Genomic DNA, 25966 nt, shown 5'->3' with positions numbered 1-25966 from the left:
TTTATTTATATATTTTCTGAATATACTTCATTTATTAATGTAATTAATTCACTTTTACTTTTACAACATTTAGCTTTTTCTATTAGTTCTTCATCATCTATAATATTACTTAAGTCAGATAATAGCTCTAAATGAGATTTACTATCTACTGATGATAATCCTATAACCATTGTAACTGGATCAAAATCTTCATTACCAAATTCGACTGGCTCTTTTAATGTTATTATTGATAATGAAGTTTCTTTAGCTCCATGCTCTGGTCTAGAATGAGGCATTGCAATTCCCTTTGCCATTACTATATATGGACCCATATTATTTACTGTATCTATCATAGAGTCTATATATCTTTTTTCTATTTTATTGTTAGCTAATAATAAATATCCAACTTTCTCAATAGCTTCTTGCCATGATTTTGCATCTACATTTATATCAACATTTTCTTCATTTAATAAATTATTAATCATCTTACTACTCCTAATTTAAATTATTGAGAAACCTAAACTATTAGCATCTTCAAAGAAATCTTGAACTGTTTCTACTGAGTATTTAGTTAAATCTTTTCCTACATTATCTAGTTTATCCAATATACTATTTTGAACAGTAATTATATGGCAGCCTGAATCTTCTGCTTGGAATATATTGTATAATTCTCTACAACTAGCCCATAAAATCTCAACATTTTTATATTCTTTAGCTAACTCAACCGATTCCTTTACTAAATCCATTGGGTCAACACCAGTGTCTGCTATTCTACCTGCAAATATAGAAATTATTGCATGGCTATCTTTTTCCAAATTCTCTAGTATATCTTTTACTTGATCAATTGTGAATACTGCAGTTATGTTTAATTTAACATTTTCCTTTGCTAATGTATTTATTACATTTTTATTAAATTCTCCCTTTGTATTTACTACTGGAATTTTTACATATATATTTTCTGACCATGTAGCTATCTCTCTAGCTTCTTTTATCATTAACTCTTCGTCATCTGCAAATACTTCAAATGATATTGGCATATCTGTTATTTTAGATACTACTTCTTTTCCAAATTTTTTGTAATCTTTTACTCCTGCTTTTTTCATTAATGAAGGATTTGTAGTAAACCCCTTTACTAACCCTTTACCATATTCTTCTAGCATTGAATTTAAATCTGCACCATCTGCATATATTTTAACTTTTAAATTATTCATATTTTATCCCCCCTATTGCTTTCTATATCTTTATAGTAGTTTAAGTTAACGTTTTCCGAAAGTGCAGCTTATTTCCTTTTTAATCGGAAGTAATTATTATATTGATAAGAGTACATACTTATCTTTGATTCGATATAAATAATCTTCTCCACACTATATAATAATTATAAAGTTTTGTTTATAAATATTTCGCTCTATTATATGAATAAGTCCGATATTTTTTATTATCCATTTCTTATTTAAATAAAAATAATATATATATTATTTATTATAGTAATTGAAATAAAAAAAGGTATTGATTAAAAAACAATACCTTTTTTTATTTCAATGGTGGAGACGAATCGCAGGAATAATACCCACGATACACTATTCTATATATCTTTTACATAAATAAATATCATTGCTACCTCCAAAAGATACAAATCTATATTTATCATGTTTAGCTCTAATATTATAAAATCTTTTCTTCTTGATTAATAATACTTTCTCCTCACCTTCATTGTTAATTCCTGTATAAACAGAATATCCTTTAAACCATAATAAAATATTTATATTTAGATTTTCTGATTTTGCATTTAATAACACAAATATAATTATAAATATATTTGTATATACTATATAAAAAATATCAACTTTATCTATGTCAAAGGTTAATAAAGGAAGCAAGTATGTCATCATATAATCCATATGAGCCTTTTTATCTTCTTTAATATTACTAAATATAATTTCATTTTCAGTAATTCTTAACGACTCTTTACTTTTTATATACTTATTTACAATTATAATACAAATAAATTGTATTATTAATACAATCGTTATTGTACATAGTATATAGTTTTTAATATTCTTACTTTGTTCTATGCATAAATATACATATGAATACATAAAAATCATTACTAAATATAGAGGTAAAAAGCCTGTTAAGGACAGAGCTAACTTCGGAAGCATATGTCTTCCTCCTTTTTAACTATTTAATAACATCATCTCTTTCACTTATATATCTTCTAACATAATCATCTGCAAACAAATGTAATACATCTCCTACATCTGTATCTTCATCAAATATAATTTGACCATTTATCTCATCAAAATTAACATTTAAGTTATATTGTCTTAAAACTTCTGGAACTCTTTCAATATTATTATAAAAATATTGATATGATTGTGTTGTTTGTATTTTATGAAGTTTTCTCATGTAAGTGTTCTTTCCAGATACTTCATTCAAAAAATCTATAATGGTATCTTCTTGCATTAGGTTAAACCTTCTTAAGTTTGTTTCTACATTATTCATAGTCCCCCTAAATAATTCATCTATTTCTAAAATATACTCTGCTTGAGTTATATTTAGTATAAATGAACAATTTTCTCTAGTATCTAATATTATGTCAGGTATAGCCTTAGATAATACTAATATACTATCATTTTCTTTTTCAACCACAGCTTCTTCATTATTAAATCTAGCTTTCCACCCTTGTTTAAATAATTTGCTAGAATTGTATCTATATAAAAATATAAAATCACCTTTTTTAAATATAATAATTTTTATCTTCTCAGTGTCAATAGTTCTAATTGTAGCAATTGCTACATCATTATTTATTATTTGATTATTTAGATCTATAATATTACTGAATGCATGAAATTCTTCCATACCATCTATAATGTAATATACTGTATTAACCCTTCTCTCTAATGAATCGTATTGAGCATATTCTTTTCCATCTAAGCATGTACTTATTGGATTTAATATTTCTATCTGCTGTTCTTCTGTTAATTCACTTCTAAATGAATATATATTTGTATTCGTTTTCAAAAATAGACATAGTCCATCATTAATTTCATTCAACTCATTTTTCAATCTATCTAAGCTATTACTATATGGCATATTTATACTCCTTTTTACGTTTTTGTTATAATATGTATAATTATACCATATATTTATCATCTATGTAGAATACACTGTATATTATAATTTACTTTATCCTCAACAAAAGAAAAGACCACATTGAATACAACTTCAACATGGTCTTTATATACGATTACTTCCTTTATATAGTCTCCTATAAACTTCTTACATTCTGGTATATTTCTCTCTAGTACAAAATCTTTAAATCTTGAAAACATACCTCTTATTTGTTCTTCTGTTATAGCTACACTATCTACAGATTTATTTTCTGTCTTTAATTCATTCATTTTTAAATCCAAATTTAGCTTCACTTGTTCCAGCTCATCAAGCTTATCTTTTAACATGTTATTTACTATACCATTCATTATAGCATTTAGTATATTATTTATCTCTTTATTTACTTTCTCTAACTTTTGTTCTAAATTTTTAAGTAACTCTGCATTACTTTCATTCTTATCATTCATTTTCTCATTCAATGCCTTACTTAAAACTGGTATAGCTTCATCATTTAATATGTTATTTTCAAGTTCCTGTAATATAAACTCTTCTAAATAGTCTCTTTTTATCTCTCTATTACTACATTCCCTCTTTTGTTTTCTACATCCACATCTATATGAAATATAATCATTTCCATAAGAGTCCTTTCTTTTATTACCTTGCATTGCATGTCCACATTCCCCACATCTAATTAGTCCTGTTAATAGATATGTTGTAGTTGCTTTATGTGCACCTGGAGTTTTCTTTCTTTTTTGAATCATCTCTTGTGCTTGTGCAAATATCTCTTTATTAATTATAGCTGGCATACCACCTTCTACCTTTATTATTTCATCATCACTCTTTTGCTTATGACCATTTCTTTTTCCATCTACACCTTTTCTCTGGGTCTTGTTAAATACATATACTCCTGTATACTTCTCATTATTCAATATTCCATGTAAACTATTCTTGCCGAACTTATTACCTCTTTTAGTCTTATATCCTAGATTATTTAATTCATCTATTATCTTACTATATGAATATCCTTGTACATATCTATCAAATATAATTTTTACTGCTTGAGCTTCTTCTTCATTAACTATATAGGTTTTATCATGTGCTACATCATAACCTAATGGTGCATCCCCTCCATTATGAAGTGCTTTAAGTGCATTTTCTTTTTGACCTTTAGCAACTTCTCTCGCTAAGTTTGCACTATAATATTGAGCCATTCCCTCTATAACCGATTCTAATATTAAAGATTCAGGTGAGTTATCTAAGTTCTCTAATACACTTACAACTCTTATTCCTTTTACTTTTAATTTCTGTTTATACATAGCTGAATCATACTTATCTCTAGAAAATCTATCTAGCTTATGAACTATTACCATAGATATTCCTGTTGTATCTGCTTCACAGAATTTAATCATATTTTGAAACTCCGGTCTTTTATCTGATGTTGCTGATTTTGCTCTATCTATGAACTGATTAACTATCTTTATATTATTCTTATCTGCATATTCATTGATTGCTCTTAATTGAGCATCTATTGACTCATCCCTTTGATTGTCTGAACTAAATCTTGCATATACTACTGCTTTCTTCGCTGCCATACTAGCTCCTCCAAAGTTTAAATATACTAATTTTAATCTATATTAGAGGCTACACACTAACACTAAGTGTGTAACCATATTTTAATCTATCTATCTTCTTTTACAAGTATAGAAAGTATATCTACTAAGCTTCTACTTATATTAACTGTGTGTCTCTTTTCATAGTCAGTTCTTTCAACTACCTTATAGTCTTTAGAATATAAATCTTTTCTTCCTATGCTGATTTTATAAGTTTCTGTCATATTTATATCCTCCATTTATCATAGAATATAATCAAGAGTACATAAGCACTCTTGATTATAAGTTATATTTGAAAGTTCTCAATTATACTTCTTTCTATCTGAAGCATTCTTGGTCTTATTGTTGTATATCCTGTTGAATCACTAGCATCTTTTGTATGAATAGTTTTTTTAGGAGAATCATTGTTAGAATCAACTTTCACAATTCCACTATCTCTTAACTGTTTCACTAGTTGTCTTTGACTTATTCCCAAATGTATACCTCTTTTTTTATTTTCAAATTCTATAAAAGAATATACTTTATCTGTGTAAAAGTAATAATATTCCTTATCCTTATATCCACATATATATTCTAATTTATCTTCTATAACTTGGTTCTGGTCATTTAATGTTGCTATTCTTATTGACTTTGAATTTATTGATTCCTTTAATGTATTTAAAAATATATCTATAGGTGAGTTTCTCGATATTAATTTTATCTGCTCTTCTATTAATCTTTCTACAACTTTAATCGCTCTATCCATGTACTCATCATCTTCATACTTATCTATAACACCTTTATCTCTAATATAATTTAACATACAACTAAAACCTACTAATATCCATGCACTAGACTCAATAGTTCTTCCATGTATATCATCTTTATATTGTTCTCTAATTTCATCCCTGTAAGATTTAAAGTTATATAATAATATATTAGATAATTCATCAATATTTTCCATACCACATAATAGCCATTCTATGTATCCTCTCATTGCTTCGCCAAGCAAATGACTGTTGTTTTGTAATTCAGTTAATATGTTTAAGTCTACTGAGTTTCTATTCAATTCTATTGATAATAATCTAGCATTAGACGATTCTCCACATACGAGATCTTCTCCTGTTATTAATATCATTCCTCTAGGCCTCTTAGCATCCTTTATATCTAACTTATTACTTGAGCGTCCTTTCCCTACTCTATCTCCATACATTCTTATAATAGATTCTGCTTTTGAGTCTTGAATTTTTTTATCCCTATATTCTTGTTTAGGTGCAAAGTCATCACATAAGTATAGGCTATCCTTTAACTTATTAGCTTTTAATTCAATAGCTGTAATCGTATCATTAAATGTAGCTGGAATCTTTTTATTAAAATCACCAAAATGACTTAATACAACTTTTGATACTGCTGTTTTTCTTGATCCTGTTTTTCCATATGTCCATACTATATTTTCTGGTGGTTTAGTTTTTCTACTGATAATTTCAATAAGTGGAGATAAGTAAACTAATGAAGAGAATATAATACCTTTATCATCTTCCATTAAATCTACGAGCTTTAAGCTCATTTCACACGCTTTATTTATATCACTAATTTTATCTGGTAGTACATAGTTATCTATTGATTCATCTAACTCAACTTGAACATTTGAACCTCCTATAACTCCTCCACCATGTAGATATATCCACTTATTGTCTTGATATATCCATCCTGTGTGGTCATATATATACTTAGTTTTTATATTCATACATAAGTGTTGTATCAATTCAATAAAGTCATTAATATATTTTTTATCTATAGAATATTTAAAACCAAAATTATCAGTTACCCATGTAGGTCTATTTATAGTATGTGAATCTAATATTACCTCTGGTAATACCTCTCCGTTAATCCCTAGAGCATTTATACATAAGTACATTTTTCCATCTATAACTCTTTGTTCTATTACATTTACTAAAAAATTGCATATCTTTTTATTAGATGAATTCATAACTGTGTTATTATCTAGAACATTTAATCCTATTTCCTCATATAATTTAATTAATTCTTCTCTGTTTATTGCCATGCTCATTTGTATTCCTCCTATTTATCCCATTTAACATTATTCGGTACTAAAGATATACCTCTATATTTAACACTTGTATCTTTAAGTAAGTTCTCAATTTTCAAGTGTAATCTACTTAATCGTTGTAAGTTTTTTTCGTATGATCCCTCTGTATTCATAAGTATGTAAATAGCCCTTGCGTTATCTTCATACTCTGTACTGCCCAATATAGTTAAACTATATTCTTTTTCATTTAATACACCTTCATCAATCATCCATTCTAATTCACTATGATTTCCTTCTTTACACTCAATAAGTAGAGTTAATTCTACCTTTACACTTTTAAAGTTTGTCATTAATATACCTCCTGTTGTCAAAGCCCGAAAGGCCGTGTTTTTTTCACTTCTTCCTTCTGATACTAAATATAAACTACTTTTTGATTAAAAACTAACCAAACCATTATCCAATTTTTTTGCATTTTTATAAAAAAAATAGCACACTCATTGTGTACTATTTTTATGCTGATTAAGAATTAATATCTTCTATTAATTTAATCATTGAATTCATTATATTATCATCTTCATATTTTTTCATGTCCATCTCTTCTATCTCCAAATCCATTCGTTTTAGAGACATATCAGTATATATATCCATGTTTTTTCTCATATTTTTATTAAATTGAGTTTCTATATCTATACATTTTTCGGCTATTTCTTGTGCTTCTTCTATATAACCAGACTTTTTTAATTTATCTTCTTTCTTTTTATAATCATTAACTATCTTACAATTTTTTATAGCTTCTCTTCTATATGTATCCATATATCCGTCTATTTCTTTAATTTTAAACTCAATATCTTCTTTTAACTTCCTTAAGTTCTTGTATGTAGCATCATATCTTGATTCTCTAGGTAGTATATTATATAGTTTTATGATTTCTTCCATCAACTTATCTGTTGCAATTTGATTACTTAACCTCAAATTTCTTCTATATTCAGTTATTTTAAAAAGTGAATCTGTAATAATTATTATCTTAGAATATATTTCATTATTATTAGGATCATCAGATATAATCAAATCATTTACTATACTATCAATACTTGAATTTTGTAATTGCACAATTTTTTTATTGCTTTTATATTTGTTATTTATACTTTTCCCTAATCTTTCTTTTTCTTCTTCTATTCTTTCCTCAACTTTAAATCTAATAAATCCTATAGCTTCATCTTGTGATTTATATATACTTTCATTAAACTCTTCTGTTATTAGATTCCAATCTTCCCATAGTTTATCTAGACTACCTCTGTATGTATCCTTTATTCTTAAAATACATCTAAAAAATATCGTTGTTATTAACGGTATCTCTGTCTTCTTTCTGTCCGCCCAGTACTCTTTAAATAACTTATTATTTCCTGATTCAAATGAAAATACATACTGTTCCATGACTTTCAATTCATCTTCTGTTAAGATATCCTTAATTCTATTTTTATCATATTTGCTTTTATATTTCTTTTTTCCATCATCATTAGATTTTTTCTTCTTAGTTTCACTTGGTCTTAAATATAATTTTCCAATTATATCATTAATTTCACTTGATCTTTCTGCTAATCTCGTTTCATCATTATCCTCTCCTGTAGATGATAATCTTAATATATCTTCTAATTGAATTTTTATATCAAATTTTAATTGTCCCAATCCATACTTTAACGTATATTTCATATTATAAATTTCTCCTTCATATAAAATTTTTCTGGGCTTCAAGAGCTTAAATAAATTATATATGAATACATTAATAATTTAAATATAACTTAGCATATTATGACATTCTTCGAGATCATAATTTCTATACTAATGCATATCCCTATTCCTATCATAGTACCTATCATAAATCCAATCATAATCAAACCTCCTGTATACTACTTTTTATTCTCCAATACTTTCTTCAATACTGTACTAAAGATTGAAATACCAAAAATTACTCCACTTGTAAACTCTTCTATTGTCATATTCTGCCTCCTAAGCTAAGCCTTTAATTAATTCTTGCTTGAAATCATCATCTAGTACACCAGCCTTTAATCCTACCAGTATTAATGCTACAAACTTATCCATAGTTAAATCTACAGGCCTTGGAATAAGTTTATTAATTCTATCTCGGCAGTCACGATACAGGCATATTCTAACCTCGTATCTTTGTAATGACTTAATATATATTTTCTCTATTGCAAATCTTTCATCTCCATCTTCTACTGTTACACTTCTTATTATCTTGCAATATTTAGTTTCTTTTTCAAATAGTTCCTCTTTACTTTGCTTCGCCATGTTAATTCTTCCTTTCTTTACAAAAATAATGCCTTGCCACATTTAACTGTAGCAAGGCATTATGTATCAATATTTAATTAGTTAATATAATTAATTTCAATATAATTTATAAATTTTCCTATTTTTCCCATTATATTTAATGCTTCAAATGACATATTTTCAGAATCTAATAGTCCTTTCCTATACTTGTAATTATATCAGATATTTCTAACCATCCAACATTTGATAAATTCAATTTAGATGATTGGTCTATCAATTGGCTACCATAGTTTGATAGTGTATCAAATGTTCCTTGAAGTCCACTAAATGTATTTGAATTAGTTATATTACTATAAACGTTTTAATTTCTCTATTAGCTTATTCATTATAGCAAATACTCTATCTAGTGCCTAAATAGTTTTGAAGTTTTATATTCTTCATTATTAGTGTTTTTAGATTTAATATCTACATTATCCTCTTGTTTATCTGTTTCTATACTGATCCTTTATTAGCTAGTTACAAATTTTTATTTCTTAAATCTAATATATCTTTCTCTAAGTAAATTAACTTATGATTAAACCTATCACTCAATAATATATATACTAAGCTACTACATATGACAACAAATAATATTGACGCCATTATCATTTTTGTTTATGTTTTACCAAATATACCTTTAAATTTTACTTTTTCCCTATAATTAATCTTATACTTTATCTTGAATTAATTATTTCTTAGATAACATTCCTAATTGATCTTTGTATGCATCTTTCATTTTTTCAGCTATTTCAGTATTATTAACCTCATTACCTTTCATATTCTCATTTAGTATATATTCTAATACACTTATATATGCCATTCCTAATGCTGTAGTTGTTAATGCCGCTACAGAACCACTTATCGCTCCACCTGCTATAGTTCCAGCTCCTGGTATAAACTTAAGTATATTCGATACCAATGTTTTTCCTAGTAAAGTAGCTGATGTAACCCCTCCTATAGAACTTACAATTGCCGTTAGTAAAGCTTTATCAACTTGTAACCCAAATATTACTGTTATATGAGATATCATAGCAACTTGTGCGGTTGCTAATAATGGAGCATCTGAAAATGGTATTGGTGAAAATCCTATTGCTCCTGATCCTCCTACATATCCTAAAACCCATTTTCTCGACTCTTCAACCTTTTTTTTTATATCTACCTTTTGTACATTAACAAAAGCTTTCTTGACCTCTTTTGGTATTACTTGATATGTAACTTCTACTAATTTATCTAAACCATATGACTTTATAACTATCTCATCCTCTTCTTCTACTAGTTGCTCTGCCAAAACTGGAATTACATTCTTACAGTTTAAATTTAAATCATCAATACTAGATTTTAATTCTCTTGCTTTTTTTCTTGGGAATCCTTGTGTCAATACAACTATTACTGGTATCTTTTCACTTAACTCATTTATCCATTTTATATCAGTTTCTTCACATCTAGCTACTGATGTATTTATACAATACCAACATACATGCATTAACTCACTTTTATCATTTCTTTCTAATGAATTTCTATTACAATTTTCTATTTCATCTAATATCTCTTTTTTTATAGTCTCTTGCACATCTTCTTCTAACTCTAATCCCTTTGTATCGTATAAATTTATTGGTAATCCTTCTTTGCTTATTTTTTTCAAGTGTTGTGTTACAGGTCTACCAATTCCAGTTTCTGCTAATTCTTCTCTAAATATATTATTTATTAATGTACTTTTACCTACTCCTGTTTTACCTACAACAAGTATATTTACCTTAGCCATGTTTTCTAAATCGGATTGAAATTTCTTTATTGTCTCACTTATAAAATCAAAATCTTGCATAAAATATTCCTCCTAATTTATAAACTCCAATGTTTTATATTGTCATAATACAATATAATATTTAATTTTTTTGTCATTTTTTGTAATAAATAATATATTTTTTGTTTAGTTAAGTTAAAGATTTTAAGTCATTTATATTTATTCTTCTATCATGTAATGCCTCAATATATTAAATAATTATTTTATCAAAATAATCTACAGTAATTTAATCATTTATCTTATTCGCTATTAATCCTATTACAAATAGTATAATCAATCCTATTACTATCCACTTTAACAATCCTAAAACTATACCACCTAATGATGTTAATATTGCATATGACACAATAAAACATCCAAACCATAAAAATCCTATTGGGCCACATCCAAAATACGTTATATCTAGCATTGAATTAATCAGAAAAAATATACCTGTCCCCATAAGTATTGCTAATACTGTTAATATCATATCTACTGTCAATCTCCTTCTCTAATTACTTTGAATTTAATCTATTTTTATTAATTAATTGCTTTATCCATCCCTCTGTATATCCTAACTCTCTACACATTTCTTTTATTGTTTTTGTTCTATAATTCTTCACTATATATCGTTCCACATATTCAATAGAATATAGTTTCATTGGAAATGTTATTTGTTGTCCACGATAATACTTATGTAATTTAATGACTATTTCTTCACCCAAAACCTCAACCATATCTGCACATATGCCCTTATAATCACAATTATTATTGTTGTTAGTCATCACTCCACCTCCTTTTCTAGCACTAATTAATAATAACTAGTATTTGAAAAAGTTTCATTCTGATTTTCTCTTGTAAAATCTATGGTATTTTCAAATATGTACTTTAATGTATAAGCCCTTAAAGCCCGTATTTTTCAGTACATATACTTATTTTATTCTTCTTTTTCTGAGTATCTATATTCTATTCCATTAGCTAATGTAAATGCATATTCTGGAGATAAATTCAATATATCTTCTATATCATCACTCATTAATATTTCTTCTATTACTTCTTCTTTTGAAGTATTGTTTAACCACATATCTATTAACATGTCTTTATGTAGTAATCTATCTATATGATGTTCCATGCTTAACATAGTTTCTAATTCATCTTCAGCATACTTCCTTAAATCTCTTTCATTTGTATATATTATATGATTTTCTACTTCTATATAGTTACTTGTAGTTAAATCATCGTAGTACTCACTTGCTTTATCTATAGATATTGTATTTATAGTTAAGTTGTACCAAGCAAAGAATATAGCTTCATCTATGTTTAAATCTTCAAGTTTATTGTATGTATTTACTAGCTCTTGTAGCTTACAATTATCTCTTATTAGGTAATTCTTTATTTCTTCATCTTCTATACATGTAAATATCTTTTCTATTACATCTACAGTTTTATCATCTATATTGTTGTATTTATCTATTAACTCTTTTAATTCATTGAAAAATAACTTATTAATTATTTCAGATTTATTATTTATCATATTACTCTCTCTCCTTTAATCATTAACTAATATTCATTTGAAAACATCATTGTTCTATATTCAACATTATCTATAACATATATTTTTAATTTATCTTTAATTTTATCATTCTGTATATATATCCTAGCTTCATATTCAGGTACTTCTTGCTTATGAACTATCTCAACTACTCCTAATCCTATAGGATTTATTTCAAATAGTTGTAGATAATCTTTTTCTGTAGTTAAGTCATCTATTAAATTCCATAGTAGTATAGCTATTTCAATTGGTAGATTTTCAGCTATCTCTTTTGTCATATACCTATTTTCTTTTTTAAACATGTTACAACTCCTATTTAGTTTTAAATTTATATGTATTATTTTTTTCAAGGGCTTTCCGGGCTTAACCTAAATTTGATTTATTTTTAATTGTTTTGGAACATAGAAAAAGCCTTAGCCTAATTTATTTAAGCTAAGACTCTTATATCCTACAGTTTTCTTTAAAGCTAAAGTATTTATCCTCATCTACAATAACTATATGTATCTACTAATTCAATGCATAATATTTCTCCACGCTTCTGTAGCATATTAGTTATAACTATCTTCCTTGCTAAAGTCAGTATTACCCATTGGGTGATTGTGAAAGCATATCATTTCAGATGAATTGGTTAATATAGCTACTTTAAATATTTCTCTTGGATATACCATAGATAAATTTACAGTGCCTATACTTACAACCTCTATGCTACTGGCCAATTCTTTGTATCTAAACATACCACTACAAACTTTTCTCTAGCACTATTTATAAAAAATTCTTTGCTAATCTATAAGCATCATAAAGATTACTTATTTTTCTAGTTTCATATAGAACACTACGTTCTTTTACTAATTTAAGTAAAACTATATCAACTCTCTTGGCAGGAGTTCTCTTTTTATTCATTCTGCTTTTCTCCTTTATTTATTAAAATTAAAATAAGCATATACACCTTATCAATGTATATGCTTATTTAAGTAAGTACTCAGTTTCTTCATTTTTAGAAATTACAGTAACACTATAATCACTAGATAACAAGTATAGTGTTGAATTATATGTATTAACTTCATCTTCATATATTACATCACTAAACTCTTCTACTAACCCCTTTAATATATTTGATTTTAAGTTTTCTACTTCTTTAATATCCTCAATTATACACACATATCCACCATCATCTGTTAATTTTCTGTTACATCCATAGTTTTCATCAAGAATATTAATAACGTCATCCACATTTTCAATTACTTCCTTTGGATATTCTGATAATAAGTTTAAATCATCTTTCTTCCATAAGTTAATCATCTCAACTTCCTCCTTTTAATTTGTTGTACTAAAAAAGGGATGTCAGTACTTCTTCCAACATCTCTTTTTAATATTTTTGGTATTACTACTTACTCAACTATCTATTTAATATAGATTCATTAATATAATATATATTTATAATTTAATTAAAAACAGTTTATCTATATATGGTAAAACTATATTAACTCGTTGTGCTAGTTAATTTTTACAATAATAAAACTCCAACAAATATAGTATCCTAAGATTACATCACCAATCTAAAGGAGGGTTACTATATGTTGGAGCTTAATAATTATTATATCCAAGAGGTAAAAAATTTAACTGACTTATTTACTATAATTTTTACAATAGTTGATGATATATACAATGATATTATCCCTATAAGTATTAGAAACAGACGTAATATTAAGGATAGCAAACTTTCAGATAGTGAGATAATAACTATAAGTATAGTTGGAGAACTTTTAACTATTGATTCAGAAAAAGCATTCTTTAGTTTATTGAGTAGAGAGTATACAAGACTATTTCCAAAATTAGGCGATAGAACTAGATTTAATAGAACAAAACGAAATCTCCACGCTGTAATTAAAGAAATCAGAGAATATATTTCATTATCTATTCAATCTTACTCTAATGAGATAAGAGTTATAGATAATATGCCTATTCCAGTATGTGAGTTCGGTAGAGCACATTTTAGTAAATGCTTTAAAGGCGAAGCCTCTTATGGTAGATGCCCTTCAAAGAAACAAATATATTTTGGATTTAAGTTTCATGCACTTACTACAGTGGATGGTTTTTTAACTGACTACGTCATAACTCCAGCAAATGTAGATGATAGAAATACAGTATGGGATTTATGTTACAAATATAGTTCTATTTCTATTATAGGTGATAAGGGATACGTTAATAAAAGGCTAACGCCTGAATTAAATAGTGAAAAGGGCATAAATTTATTGTTTTTAAAAAGAGGAAATAGTAAAGAAAACTATCCAAAAGAAATAAGACAACTTATATTTAAGGTAAGAAGAAGGATAGAAACTAGCTTTTCTCAATTAACAGAACAATTAAACTTAAATAAGGTTAAGAGTAAATCTATGCTAGGATTTATAACTAGAACTTCAATAAAAGTTTTAACTCATAACATTTCTTTTCTTATAAATAAATTAATGGGGAAAAATGATTCTTTAGCTAAAATAAAAGAACTAGTATTTGGATAAAATTTACAAATACTAGTCACTATGGGTCTATTTTTTTGCAAAAAACATTTTACTTTATTTGGAAATTAAATTTAACTAGCACAATAGATTAATTTAATTTTCTTATCAATATACAGCACTATTCTACATAAAAATATTTTTTCCTCTTATTTTACAATAATCTTATCCACGATTAATTTAATCTACCAAATGTTCTTTTATTTCATTTAAATAACCTTGCCTTACAATTAAGAAGTATATAAGTAAAACTATAAAGAAGCTTCCCATAACTAAAAATGAAGATGATGCAACATCTACATCAAGAGCATTTTTAAGTGCTAAAAGTGCAAAGGTAGAATGTATAACTGCAACTACATAAGGAAATAAAAATAAAGTACCTATCTCTATTGTTGATATTTTCTTTATCTCTTTATAAGTTAGTCCTATTTTATTAAGATTCCTATATTTTTTCTTATCAACTTGGCAATCTACATAAAGCTTATTATATAAAAAGCTACTTGAAGTAACAAAGAATATCAATCCTATAAATACCGATAAGAATAAAAGGACTGAATAAGCTATTTTAGCTGAATCTACCATAATAGATTTAGATAAAAACTTATACCCTACATCATCTTTACAAACTTTTTCAAAAGCTTTACTTACATTCAATGTTTTCATATAATCTTTTGTATCAATAGCTACAAATTCATCTGCTATATAATCTGAATTTATACTATTATAAACCTCATCTTTAACCACATACAAACTGTAATATGCTGGCATAACAGACTTATTAGCATTCTTTACTTTTATAGATTTATTATCTATATTTATAAGGTTATCTTTCTTCTTACTACTTGATTTTGACAATGATATTGCTTCATCGTACTTTAAATCTACTATTTCCAATCCTTTTTCTTTTGCCAACTGAATATAATTAGACTCTCTAATTATTTTTATAGCTTTATTTTCAGTTTTTGAAAATAAAGTTTTCATTTCTCCTTCAGTTTTATTATAATGTATATTTTCTTTTTGCAATAAATATTCTAATAACTCTACCTTATATTTATAATATCCATCATCAATACCATTTAATTTATCTCTTTCTGTAGCATAGAATATTGCTTGTGGATAGGCTAATTCCACCTGGTTTATTCGATCCTTCCAATATGAATACACTGATCCAATAGCGGTAAATGCAACTGCTGAAGTTATTGTTACTAAAAAAAACATCCTTGTATTATCTTTTACTTTATAATGTAAGTTTGCTATACATAACATATTAATATTTTTCTTATAAAATCTCTTATTCTCTTTGACCTTTTTTATCACAAATACACTAAGTTGTGAAAATAACAGATATGTTCCTACAATAACCATAGAGATTACTGGTACTATTCTATTTACTAGCTCTAATTCTGTAACTGTAACTGCTCTACAATACGCAACTACCAATAATAGAACACATAATATGGCTAATATAGGTGATGACTTTGGTTCTGGCTTTGGTTTTTGTGTTCCTTTAAGTAATTTTATAACTTTATCTTCCCTAACTACAAAGTATATAAAGTATGATGTTAATAGTGATAACAGTATAAAATATAAAATAATTACACCCATAGATTTTATTGGAATATAAAACTCTAATTTCTCTATCCCTATTAATGATGATATGGCAACTAACACTATTTTAGCGAAAATCACTCCTATCAAAATTCCAGAAGCTGATGCTAAGATATTCATTATTAAATTTTCAATAAAAATCATTTTTTTAACTTGTCTCTTTGATATTCCTATAGTATATAAAATACCAAACTCTTTATTTCTGCTTTTTAAAAACACACTTGCTGAATAAAATACAAATAGAAATAAAAATAAGTAAATTATAATTGTAGTTACTTTCATCATTAAAATTAGATAATCATCAAATAACGAAATATCTAAATCTGGGTGATTTACAAACATATTGAAAGAAAAAAGTAATGATGAAGATATAAGTATACTAAAAAAATATCCAAGATAAGACTTAATATTTCGCTTTACATTATTAACCGTAAATTCTGTAAAATTCATTACTTAGTACCCCCTAATAAAGAAAGTACATCCATTATTTCTTGATAGAACTGTATTCTGTTATCAGACTTATAAATTTCATTGTATATTACACCATCTTTTATGAACAATATTCTATTGCAATAGCTTGCTGCCACTGGGTCATGAGTTACCATCATAGTCGTTACTTTTTCTTCCTTATTTATTTTTTCTAATAACTCCATAACATTTTTTGCTGATTTTGAATCTAAATTTCCTGTTGGTTCATCCGCCAAAACTATCGAAGGATTATTTATTAAAGCTCTTGCAATAGCAGTTCTTTGAGCTTGACCTCCTGATACTTCAAAGGTTCTTTTATTTAACAAATCTTCTATTCCTAATATTATTGATACCTTTTTTAATTTATCATCTTGCTCTTTTGTAGGCACATTTTCTAAAGTTAATGGTAATACTATATTCTCGCCTATAGTTAAAGTATCTAGTAAATTATAATCCTGAAATACAAACCCAAGCTCTCTTCTTCTAAATAGTGCAAGTTGATCACCTTTTAATTTATGTGGCTCTTTATCTTTTAATATAATCTCTCCTGAAGTTGGCTTATCTATAGTTGAAATCAAATTTAATAATGTAGTTTTTCCACTCCCACTTGGACCCATTATACCTACGAATTCTCCATTCTCTATAGAAAAACTTATATTATTTAATACATTTGAAACTATCTTCTTACCATATACTTTACTTAAATTGTTTACTTTTAAAATATCCACGATTGTTCTCCTTCTCTAAATTTATTGAATTTCTTTATACATCAATTTTAATTTAGATATTAAAATATCACTATCTACAAACCTTACATATACATTACATCTGTGTAAGGTTTACTTATATTTGTTTTTTATATATTTAAAAAGCAAACATCTTATACACTATTGACCTCCCTTATTTCTTAAATAATATTGATACTCGTGTTCCTTTTTCGATTTCTGATTTTATTTCTACTCTATGACCTAAGTTGTCACATACTTTTTTTACTATATATAACCCCATACCTGTTGATTCTCCAAACTTACGTCCATTTTTTCCTGTAAAAAATGGTTCAAATACCCTTTTTATATCTTTTTTAGGTATACCAATTCCTTCATCTATTATATTAATTATTATGTATTCACTATTTTCTATATTTTTTATAATCAAATACTTACCATAATCTTTTGAGTACTTTACACCATTTATTATTATTTGTTCTATTATAAATCTTAGCCACTTTTTATCACTATAGACCACTAAATCCTTGTCCAATTCTACTTTAGGAATTATTCTATTTTTAATAAATAATCGTCTTTCTTTATTTACCAGTTCTATCACATCATTATATAAATTAACTTTTTCCACTGAGAAATCTTTTTGAAACTGATCTAATCTAGCAAAATACATTGCCATATTAAGTCCTTTATCTATTTTGTCTAACTCTTGCTGTATATTTGATGATACCTCTTCACCTTCATATTCTTGTAGCAAAAGATTGATTACAGATACTGGAGTTTTCATCTGATGAATCCAATGATTAATAAAAGTTAAATGATCGTTATGTATTTTATTTTGTTCTTGTATCTTTAATCTATATTGATTATATTGTTGATTTAACATATTAGATACATTTTTTCCTATAGGTGATTTTCCTAAATCTAATATAGATTCATCTAAATTTTCTATGCCTTTTTCAAAAACTTCATAAGCTCTTTTAGTTGTTATGTACTTGTAGATTATAAAGCTACTTACAATAAAAGTATTAAATAATAATATATAGATTATCTCTGATGCTTTTATAAAATTCATAAGTTTACAATACATAAGAGTTATTATAAGCCCTGCATAATAAGTGAATATATATCCTTTGTATTCATTCATAAATAATTTCATATTATAATCCTACCAATTCTTATTTAATTTGTAGCCAACCCCTCTTACTGTATTCACGGCATCTTCTATTCCTAAATCATTAAGTCTTTTTCTAATTCTACTTACATTAACATTTAGTGTATTTTCCTCTACAAATTCAATATCATCCCATATTTTTTCTAATAAATAATCTCTACCAACTACTTTTGGATATTTTTTTATAAGACATTCAAGTAATATCCCTTCTTTTTTAGTTATGATTACATTTTTATCCTCAAATTCTACTTCCAATCTTTCAGGGTAAAATTTAAGTCCATCTAATTCTACTATTCTTTCATTTAGCTTTGGAGCATATTCTCCGTAAGACCTTCTCATATGACTTTTAATTTTTGCTATTACTACCTCATATTGAAATGGCTTGGTTATATAATCATCTCCACCACTTTCTAATGCTCTGATTTGATCCATTCCACTTTCCCTTGCTGATATAAATATTATAGGTACATTTGATTTTTGTCTTATCTTTGTACACCAATAAAACCCATCAAATTTGGGTAAATTTATATCTAATAATATTAGACTGGGTCTACATACCTCAAATTCTTCTATTATATTATTAAAGTTTGTTGCTATAACTCCCTCAAACCCGTATCTATCTATGTAATCTTTTAACAATGTACTTATAGAAATATCGTCCTCTATAATATAAATCCTATTATTCATATATTCACTCCATATCAACGCTTAATATTTACCATATTTTAATAATTTGTATTCATAGTTAGTATACCACTTTTTAATAATTTGTATTCATAGTTAGTATACCACTTTTTATAGTAAATAAAGCTATAGCATTATCATTATTGCCATAGCTTTATCTATAATAATTAATTTTACATAATAGTAAAATAGTATATTAGCAATATACACCCAAGTAATATCCTATACCATCCAAATATTTTAAAATTATGTTTTTTAATGTATCCTACAAGCAATTTAATAGTTAGTAATGAAACTACAAACGCGACTATCATACCTACTGATAATACTATAAATTCAAAACCAGTAAATACAACGCCAAACTTAATCAATTTAAGCAAACTAGCTCCAAACATTACTGGTATAGCTAAAAAGAATGTAAATTCAGCTGCTACTTCCCTAGATACCCCTATTAATAAAGCTCCTAATATAGTTGCTCCTGAGCGAGATGTTCCTGGAAAAATAGCTGCTATTAATTGAAATAAACCTATAATTATTGCCATCTTATAAGTTAATTGATTTATATTTTTTGCTATAGAGCTTCTGTCTTTGTTATAATTCTCTACTACGATAAACAAAATTCCAAATACTATAAGAGCTATAGCTACTGATTGAAAATTATAAAATAATAAGTTTATCTTATCATCAAATAATATACCAACAATTGCTGCTGGGATACAAGCTATGACTATTTTTATCCACATTGTTATTATGTCTTTTTTTATAAATGAATTTTCTTTAAATGAAAAAGGAAATATCTTTTTCCAATATAAAACTACTACCGCCATTATTGCACCTAATTGTATTACAACAAAAAACATTTCTTTGAACGCATCTGACATTCCTATCTGTAAAAATTCGTCTACTAGTATCATGTGACCTGTACTGCTTATCGGTATCCATTCTGTTATTCCTTCTATAATACCTAAAATTATAGCTTTAAATATTTCTATTAATTCCATTTCTTTAATCCTCTTTTCTTATATAATTTTTCTCATATAAGAATTTTACTTTAAATACTATAGTATAACTATCTTCAAACCTTACATAAGTATTACATCTATGTAATGTTTATAAATGATAAATTATCATATTAAGTGCAACATCTAAAAATATGTAAAAAAATAGTTCATGAGTTTATGTTCATGTTACAGTAATAATAACCACAAAACTACTTTACATGAAAGGACATAAATTTATGAACTACAAACATATTACCACAAATGAAAGATGCTGCATAGCAAATTTCCTAAGTTTAGGATTGAGTCTAAGAAAAATTGCAAAACATTTAAATCGAAATGTATCTACTATTTCAAGAGAAGTTAAGAGAAATTCTACTAATGGTAAATATCTAGCACATATTGCATGTGAAAATTACGCTAAAAATAGAAAAAATTGCGGAGCAAAAGGAAAATCAAGTAACCCTACATTAATTAAATATATAGAAGATGGATTAGAGAAAACTTGGTCACCAGAGCAAATAGCCGGTAGGCTACGCCTAGATTACCAAGATGATAAATCTATGAAAATCGGTTTTAAAACAATATATAGATGGCTATATCAAAAAATTATTGCAAAAGGAAATGTGAATAGATTAAGAAGAAAATGAAAATCACTAAATCCTAAAGAGACTAGAGGTAAATTTAATATAGGCAAAAGTATTAAAGATAGACCCAAAGAAGTTCGAAAAAGAGAAACTATAGGACATTGGGAACTAGATACTGTTGTATCTAGCAGAGGAAAATCAAAAGCTTGCCTTTCAACTTTTGTCGAGAGGAAAAGTAGATTTTTAATAGCTCAAGTTATGGAAAATAGGAAATCTTCAACATTCAACTTCCATTGCTTTACTGCTTTTAAAGATATTCCAACTAATTTAATTAAAACATTTACAGTTGATAGAGGTAAAGAGTTTTCAGGGTATGTAGATATTGAAAATACACTAAATATAGATGTCTACTTTGCAGATGCGTATGCTTCTTGGCAAAGGGGGACAAATGAAAATACAAATGGATTATTAAGAGAGTTTTACCCTAAAAAGTTTGATTTTTCTTCTATAAATCAGAAAGAACTTGATAATATTGTTACCATAATAAATAATAGACCTCGCAAGTGTCTTGGATATAAGACACCTGCAGAGGTATTTGATGTAACATGAATATAAAGTGTTGCACTTATATTGACAATCTATCAAATAAAAAAAACACATTGACAAAATTGTCAATGTGTTTTTCGTGGATTTCAATGGTGGAGACGAGGGGAGTCGAACCCCTGTCCGCAAGTCTTTTCCTCGTTGCATCTACGTGCGTAGCCAACTTTATTAGCATCTCGCCTTTCACATCGCCAAGTGGCAGGCTATGTGATTAGCCAGTCTCGATTAATCCGCTTTTGGTCGAGACACCCCAAAAGTAGTACCCTGCATAGATGACGTCCAGGCCTAGCCGGCAGGAGGGCTTAGGCGGGACGAGCAGTCAATTAAGCTGCTAAAGCGTAATTATCGTTTGCGTTTATTTTAAGTTCCCCAGTTTTTACGTGACCCAGAGTAACACGGCACGCAGCCCCAAGTTCCAAACCCACGTCGAAACCTTTACGCCCCCGTGGTAGTTTAAAGTCTTAGAGACTGTTTTTATCGCAAACTTCACCATTTCTTTATTCAGTTGTTTTTCTTGATGTATATAATATAATATTTTTGCTACCAAAAATCAATGTTAGTTAATGGATTTTTAGGAAACATTAATTAGTATCTTCCAGCTATTTCTCTTTCTATACGTCTTTGAGCATCTTTCTTAGCTAAGTCTTGACGCTTATCGTATAACTTCTTACCTTTTGCTAAAGCTAACTCTATCTTAACCTTACCACGTACTAAATACATGCTAAGTGGTATAAGAGAATAACCTTTTATAGTAGTTGCCCCTATAAGCTTTCTTATCTCACTTTTGTGAAGTAATAACTTTCTTGTTCTTAAAGGATCAACATTAAATCTATTTCCTTGCTCATAAGGACTTATATGAACTTGTTTTAAAAATACTTCGCTATTATCAACAGATGCAAATCCATCAGTTAAGTTTACCTTACCTTGTCTTATAGACTTTACCTCTGTTCCTTTAAGCTCTATACCGCATTCATAAGTTTCTTCTATAAAATACTCATGTCTTGCTTTTCTATTTGTAGCTAATACTTTTTTACCTGACAACAAGTTCACCTTCTTTACTAAAAAATTTCATTAACATAATTTACATATTATAAGTAAAAATATACCATATCCATGTTTAATAGTCAACATTCCTAAGTAGATTATAATCTTATTATTAAATTAACTTCATATAAATATACATGCTTAAACTTTATAAATTATTCCAATTCTACCTTTCACTAATTAAAAAAATAAATTATAAGCAAATCTCACTCAAAATACTACATGTAAGTATGCAATAATCTATTTTCCATAAAATGTAACTTTTTCTTATCTTTCTACTTAAGCTTTTATATTATAATACTAGATAACTTATATTTTGAGGGAGGATTGAGTTATGGAGTTTTATGATGGTTTTTCAACAGGTTCAGATATTATGTTTAACATAGTTCCTTTAATAGTTGTCTGTGGTTTTATATTTGTGTTTGGTTCTATCATTATATCTTCAATTAAAGGCATTTCTGAATGGTCTAACAATAACAAACAACCAATTTTAGATGTTGATTGTAAGGTTGTAAGTAAAAGAATGAATGTAACTAGACATGCAGGTCATCACGATGCTAATGGACATTATACAGGTGATAGTAGCAGCACTAGCTATTATGTTACCTTTGAATTTAAAAGCAAAGATAGAATGGAATTCCATGTTAGTGGAACTCAATATGGAATCTTAGTAGAAGGAGACCACGGAAAACTACAATTCCAAGGAACTCGCTTCCTAAGCTTCACAAGACAATAACTATATCCCATACTTATTCAAACATGTATAAAGCAAAGGGGGTGATGTGAATATAGAAGTTTTGCTCCCATTCGCAAAGCGCTCTTTGCTTTGCATGGGTCCAAAACTCTATATAACCATCCCCCCGAAGCTAACATCTACTCTTTATCTTCGATTTTACCAAGTAATTCAAAATCTATCTCTCTAAAGTCAACATTAACTTTATCTACTCTAATTCTTACAGGATCACCAATTCTAAAAGTCTTTCTAGTTCTCTCACCAATAATTGTATAACTCATATCATCATAAATATAATAATCATCAGCCATATTAGCAAGTCTTATAAGACCTTCAACAGTATTCTCTAACTCAACAAACATACCAAAGTTAGTAACACTTGAAATAGTTCCTTCGAATTCTTCCCCTACCTTATCAGCCATATAACAAGCTTTATAGTAATCATGAACATCTCTTTCTGCAAGTTCTGCAGCTCTTTCTCTTTCAGAAGATTGAGTAGAAGCATAATCAACTATATTTGATAACTGATCTTGTCTTTTTTGATTTATCTTATTATTTAATTGCTCTTTTATAATTCTGTGTATTTGTAAATCTGGATATCTTCTTATTGGAGAAGTAAAGTGACAATAATACTTAGCCGCAAGACCAAAATGACCTATACAAGTTGGCTCGTATCTTGCTTGTTTTAAAGAACGAAGTAATATTGTACTTACTGCTTCTTCTTCTCTCTTACCTTTTATTTGTTCAACTATTGATTGTAAAGCTTTTGGATGAACTTCTTCTAAGTCGCCTTTTATTGTATATCCAAAAGTAGCAACAAATTTGCTTAGCTCTTCCATCTTTTCTGATGATGGAGTTTCATGAACTCTATAAACAAAAGGTAATCCTAACCAGAAGAAGTGCTCTGCTATAGTTTCATTACTTACAAGCATGAATTCTTCTATTATTCTATTAGAAATTCTTCTTTCATAATGTTTTATATCAACAACTTCTCCATCTTTATTTAAGATTATCTTAGCTTCTGGGAAGTCAAAATCTATTGCTCCTCTTCTTTCTCTTCTCTTCATAAGAATTCTAGCTAACTCTTCTGATAACTTAAATTCTTCTAGCATATGAGAGAAAGTCTTCTTTAATAATGGGTCATCTTTTTCTAGTATGTCAGATACTTCTGTATAAGTCATTCTAGCTTTAGAATTTATTACTGTTTCACGTATGTCATGTTTTACGACGTCCCCTTTATCATTTATCTCCATAAATATAGATAATGTAAGTTTATCTTCAAATGGATTTAATGAACAAACACCGTTAGAAAGTGTTTTAGGTAACATTGGTATTACTTTATCAACTAAGTAAACAGAAGTTGCTCTTTTTAAAGCTTCTTTATCTAATTTACTTTTTTCTCTAACATAATGAGTAACATCAGCTATATGAACTCCTAGCTTGAAATTTCCATTAGATAATTTTTCAATAGAAACAGCATCATCTAAGTCTTTTGCATCTTCACCATCTATAGTAAATATTTTAAGATCTCTTATATCTAATCTTCTATCTATTTCTTCTTGAGGAATAGGTTGTGCAACAAATTCAGCTTCCTCTAATACTTTCTTAGGGAATTCTTCAGGTAAGCCATGAGCTTTTATTATAGACTCTATTTCTACTCCTCTTTCACCTTTTTGTCCTAAAATTTCTATTATCTTACCTTCTGGCTTTCTATCTTCTGATGGCCAAACAGTAATTTCAACCACTACCTTGTCATTTTCTTTAGCTCCTGAGAAAAACTTCTTAGGTATGTATATATCTTGGTTGAATTTTTTATTATCTGGAATTACGAAACCAAAGTTTTTGCTTGGTTGGAATAATCCAACTACTTCAGTTACTTCTCTTTTTACTATTTTAACTATTCTACCTTCTGCTCTTCTATCTTCAGTAGCAGGAGTTACTATTTCTGCTATAACTCTATCGTTATGCATTGCAGTATTTACATTGTCTGCTGGGATGAATAAATCTTGTGTAAATTCTTCATCAGATTCAACAAACCCAAATCCCTTTCTATGTGATACAAATTTCCCTGCATATAATCCCATTTGGTTTAATGACATTATCTTTCCTTTTTTACTTCTACATATATATCCGTCTTCTTCTAATTCATCTAAAAAGTTAAAGAACATTGCCATCTCTGCTGGATGTATGTTAAATATAACTGCTAGTTCCTCTTTTTTTAGAGGATTGTATGCCGGATCATGTATTAGCCCTAATAAACTTTCTTTAAGTCCTGGTACCATTTTTGCCTCCTATGTTTCTTTTTTCTATATTAAGTTTAATAAAATCCTTATTATTAAATATATGCTTCATAATTTATAAAACATTATACTTATTCATTTAAAATTTTATTTCTTATTTTTATACCCTATATATCTTTTATTATTAGCATATTTCATGTATT

The 25966-nt window shown here is 27.3% G+C and carries 27 protein-coding genes, 1 other RNA gene and 1 pseudogene; 3 read left to right on the top strand and 26 right to left on the bottom strand.

Translation table 11 applies throughout. The features are described from left to right. Positions 1–5: 5 nt before the first annotated feature. The 18 genes from HF520_RS00300 to HF520_RS00215 all read right to left on the bottom strand — a co-directional run bounded on the left by HF520_RS00300 (position 6) and on the right by HF520_RS00215 (position 13688). Positions 6–464 (bottom strand): PTS sugar transporter subunit IIA, encoded by a 459-nt coding sequence (locus HF520_RS00300; protein ID WP_168572130.1) that lies wholly within the window; start codon positions 462–464, stop codon positions 6–8. Between the two features lie 15 nt (positions 465–479). Beyond that, on the bottom strand, positions 480–1190 hold the full coding sequence (locus tag HF520_RS00295) for a transaldolase (RefSeq protein ID WP_168572129.1): 711 nt from the start codon (positions 1188–1190) through the stop codon (positions 480–482). 366 nt (positions 1191–1556) lie between these two features. Next, positions 1557–2138, bottom strand: coding sequence for a hypothetical protein (locus HF520_RS00290; protein ID WP_168572128.1), 582 nt, complete (start codon positions 2136–2138; stop codon positions 1557–1559). A 19-nt stretch (positions 2139–2157) separates the two neighbouring features. After that, positions 2158–3072 (bottom strand): Kiwa anti-phage protein KwaB-like domain-containing protein, encoded by a 915-nt coding sequence (locus tag HF520_RS00285; protein ID WP_168572127.1) that lies wholly within the window; start codon positions 3070–3072, stop codon positions 2158–2160. 56 nt (positions 3073–3128) lie between these two features. Next, positions 3129–4682, bottom strand: a complete 1554-nt coding sequence (locus tag HF520_RS00280; protein ID WP_168572126.1) for a recombinase family protein — start codon at positions 4680–4682, stop codon at positions 3129–3131. 86 nt (positions 4683–4768) lie between these two features. Continuing rightward, the gene (locus HF520_RS00275) at positions 4769–4924 is read right to left on the bottom strand and encodes a hypothetical protein (protein ID WP_021364900.1); all 156 of its coding nucleotides are present in this window, start codon (positions 4922–4924) and stop codon (positions 4769–4771) included. Positions 4925–4986: 62 nt separating this feature from the next. Beyond that, entirely contained in the window at positions 4987–6750 is a 1764-nt protein-coding gene (locus HF520_RS00270) for a hypothetical protein (protein WP_168572125.1), read from the bottom strand. A gap of 11 nt (positions 6751–6761) precedes the next feature. Then, complete coding sequence (locus HF520_RS00265; protein ID WP_168572124.1) at positions 6762–7079, bottom strand: hypothetical protein; 318 nt, start codon at positions 7077–7079, stop codon at positions 6762–6764. 169 nt (positions 7080–7248) lie between these two features. After that, on the bottom strand, positions 7249–8439 hold the full coding sequence (locus tag HF520_RS00260; RefSeq protein WP_243155163.1) for a hypothetical protein: 1191 nt from the start codon (positions 8437–8439) through the stop codon (positions 7249–7251). 297 nt (positions 8440–8736) lie between these two features. Further along, the gene (locus tag HF520_RS00250; protein ID WP_021364904.1) at positions 8737–9039 is read right to left on the bottom strand and encodes a hypothetical protein; all 303 of its coding nucleotides are present in this window, start codon (positions 9037–9039) and stop codon (positions 8737–8739) included. A 706-nt stretch (positions 9040–9745) separates the two neighbouring features. Then, entirely contained in the window at positions 9746–10879 is a 1134-nt protein-coding gene (locus HF520_RS00245; RefSeq protein ID WP_168572123.1) for a YcjF family protein, read from the bottom strand. Positions 10880–11084: 205 nt separating this feature from the next. Then, positions 11085–11327, bottom strand: a complete 243-nt coding sequence (locus HF520_RS00240; RefSeq protein WP_021364907.1) for a hypothetical protein — start codon at positions 11325–11327, stop codon at positions 11085–11087. A 25-nt stretch (positions 11328–11352) separates the two neighbouring features. Continuing rightward, positions 11353–11622 (bottom strand): Mor transcription activator family protein, encoded by a 270-nt coding sequence (locus HF520_RS00235; protein WP_168572122.1) that lies wholly within the window; start codon positions 11620–11622, stop codon positions 11353–11355. 152 nt (positions 11623–11774) lie between these two features. Then, positions 11775–12371 (bottom strand): hypothetical protein, encoded by a 597-nt coding sequence (locus HF520_RS00230; protein ID WP_021364909.1) that lies wholly within the window; start codon positions 12369–12371, stop codon positions 11775–11777. Positions 12372–12397: 26 nt separating this feature from the next. Then, positions 12398–12691, bottom strand: coding sequence for a DUF960 family protein (locus HF520_RS00225; protein WP_021364910.1), 294 nt, complete (start codon positions 12689–12691; stop codon positions 12398–12400). Between the two features lie 246 nt (positions 12692–12937). After that, a complete protein-coding gene (locus tag HF520_RS15185) occupies positions 12938–13123 on the bottom strand; it encodes a JAB domain-containing protein (RefSeq protein ID WP_021364911.1) in 186 nt (61 codons plus the stop codon). A gap of 28 nt (positions 13124–13151) precedes the next feature. Beyond that, on the bottom strand, positions 13152–13289 hold the full coding sequence (locus tag HF520_RS15180; protein WP_021364912.1) for a hypothetical protein: 138 nt from the start codon (positions 13287–13289) through the stop codon (positions 13152–13154). Between the two features lie 63 nt (positions 13290–13352). Continuing rightward, positions 13353–13688: a hypothetical protein gene (locus HF520_RS00215; protein ID WP_168572121.1), complete on the bottom strand. Its 336-nt coding sequence runs from the start codon at positions 13686–13688 to the stop codon at positions 13353–13355. A 275-nt stretch (positions 13689–13963) separates the two neighbouring features. Here HF520_RS00215 and HF520_RS00210 point away from each other — a divergent pair, with 275 nt between their 5' ends. Further along, the gene (locus HF520_RS00210) at positions 13964–14905 is read left to right on the top strand and encodes an IS982 family transposase (protein WP_168572120.1); all 942 of its coding nucleotides are present in this window, start codon (positions 13964–13966) and stop codon (positions 14903–14905) included. A 177-nt stretch (positions 14906–15082) separates the two neighbouring features. Here HF520_RS00210 and HF520_RS00205 read toward each other — a convergent pair whose 3' ends face one another. The 5 genes from HF520_RS00205 to HF520_RS00185 form a co-directional block, all read right to left on the bottom strand. Then, positions 15083–16960: an FtsX-like permease family protein gene (locus tag HF520_RS00205; RefSeq protein ID WP_168572119.1), complete on the bottom strand. Its 1878-nt coding sequence runs from the start codon at positions 16958–16960 to the stop codon at positions 15083–15085. Further along, positions 16960–17706, bottom strand: a complete 747-nt coding sequence (locus HF520_RS00200; RefSeq protein ID WP_168572118.1) for an ABC transporter ATP-binding protein — start codon at positions 17704–17706, stop codon at positions 16960–16962. The genes HF520_RS00205 and HF520_RS00200 overlap by 1 nt, the downstream gene beginning before the upstream one ends. A gap of 172 nt (positions 17707–17878) precedes the next feature. After that, a complete protein-coding gene (locus HF520_RS00195) occupies positions 17879–18859 on the bottom strand; it encodes a sensor histidine kinase (RefSeq protein WP_168572117.1) in 981 nt (326 codons plus the stop codon). Positions 18860–18868: 9 nt separating this feature from the next. Beyond that, positions 18869–19561, bottom strand: coding sequence for a response regulator transcription factor (locus tag HF520_RS00190; RefSeq protein WP_168572116.1), 693 nt, complete (start codon positions 19559–19561; stop codon positions 18869–18871). A gap of 170 nt (positions 19562–19731) precedes the next feature. Beyond that, complete coding sequence (locus tag HF520_RS00185) at positions 19732–20559, bottom strand: undecaprenyl-diphosphate phosphatase (protein ID WP_168572115.1); 828 nt, start codon at positions 20557–20559, stop codon at positions 19732–19734. 236 nt (positions 20560–20795) lie between these two features. On the opposite strand from HF520_RS00185, the pseudogene HF520_RS00180 reads away from it, so the two are divergent. Next, positions 20796–21752: pseudogene (locus tag HF520_RS00180) on the top strand (IS30 family transposase). Positions 21753–21839: 87 nt separating this feature from the next. Here the strand turns inward: HF520_RS00180 and ssrA are convergent. Together ssrA and smpB are read right to left on the bottom strand one after the other, a co-directional pair. Further along, positions 21840–22191, bottom strand: a transfer-messenger RNA (tmRNA) gene (gene ssrA, locus HF520_RS00175). Positions 22192–22331: 140 nt separating this feature from the next. Then, entirely contained in the window at positions 22332–22787 is a 456-nt protein-coding gene (smpB, locus tag HF520_RS00170) for an SsrA-binding protein SmpB (protein WP_168572114.1), read from the bottom strand. Positions 22788–23124: 337 nt separating this feature from the next. Here smpB and HF520_RS00165 point away from each other — a divergent pair, with 337 nt between their 5' ends. Beyond that, positions 23125–23526 carry a DUF2500 domain-containing protein gene (locus tag HF520_RS00165; protein ID WP_168572113.1) on the top strand — a complete coding sequence of 134 codons (402 nt, stop codon included), beginning with the start codon at positions 23125–23127 and terminating at the stop codon, positions 23524–23526. Between the two features lie 137 nt (positions 23527–23663). Here the strand turns inward: HF520_RS00165 and rnr are convergent, their stop codons facing one another. Then, positions 23664–25805 carry a ribonuclease R gene (gene rnr, locus HF520_RS00160; protein WP_168572112.1) on the bottom strand — a complete coding sequence of 714 codons (2142 nt, stop codon included), beginning with the start codon at positions 25803–25805 and terminating at the stop codon, positions 23664–23666. Positions 25806–25966: the final 161 nt, after the last annotated feature.

Source organism: Romboutsia sp. CE17, from assembly GCF_012317385.1.
Classification (GTDB): Bacteria; Bacillota; Clostridia; order Peptostreptococcales; family Peptostreptococcaceae; genus Romboutsia_E.
The sequence above is the reverse complement of the archived record's forward strand: the minus strand, read 5'-3'. Positions and strand labels throughout refer to the sequence as shown.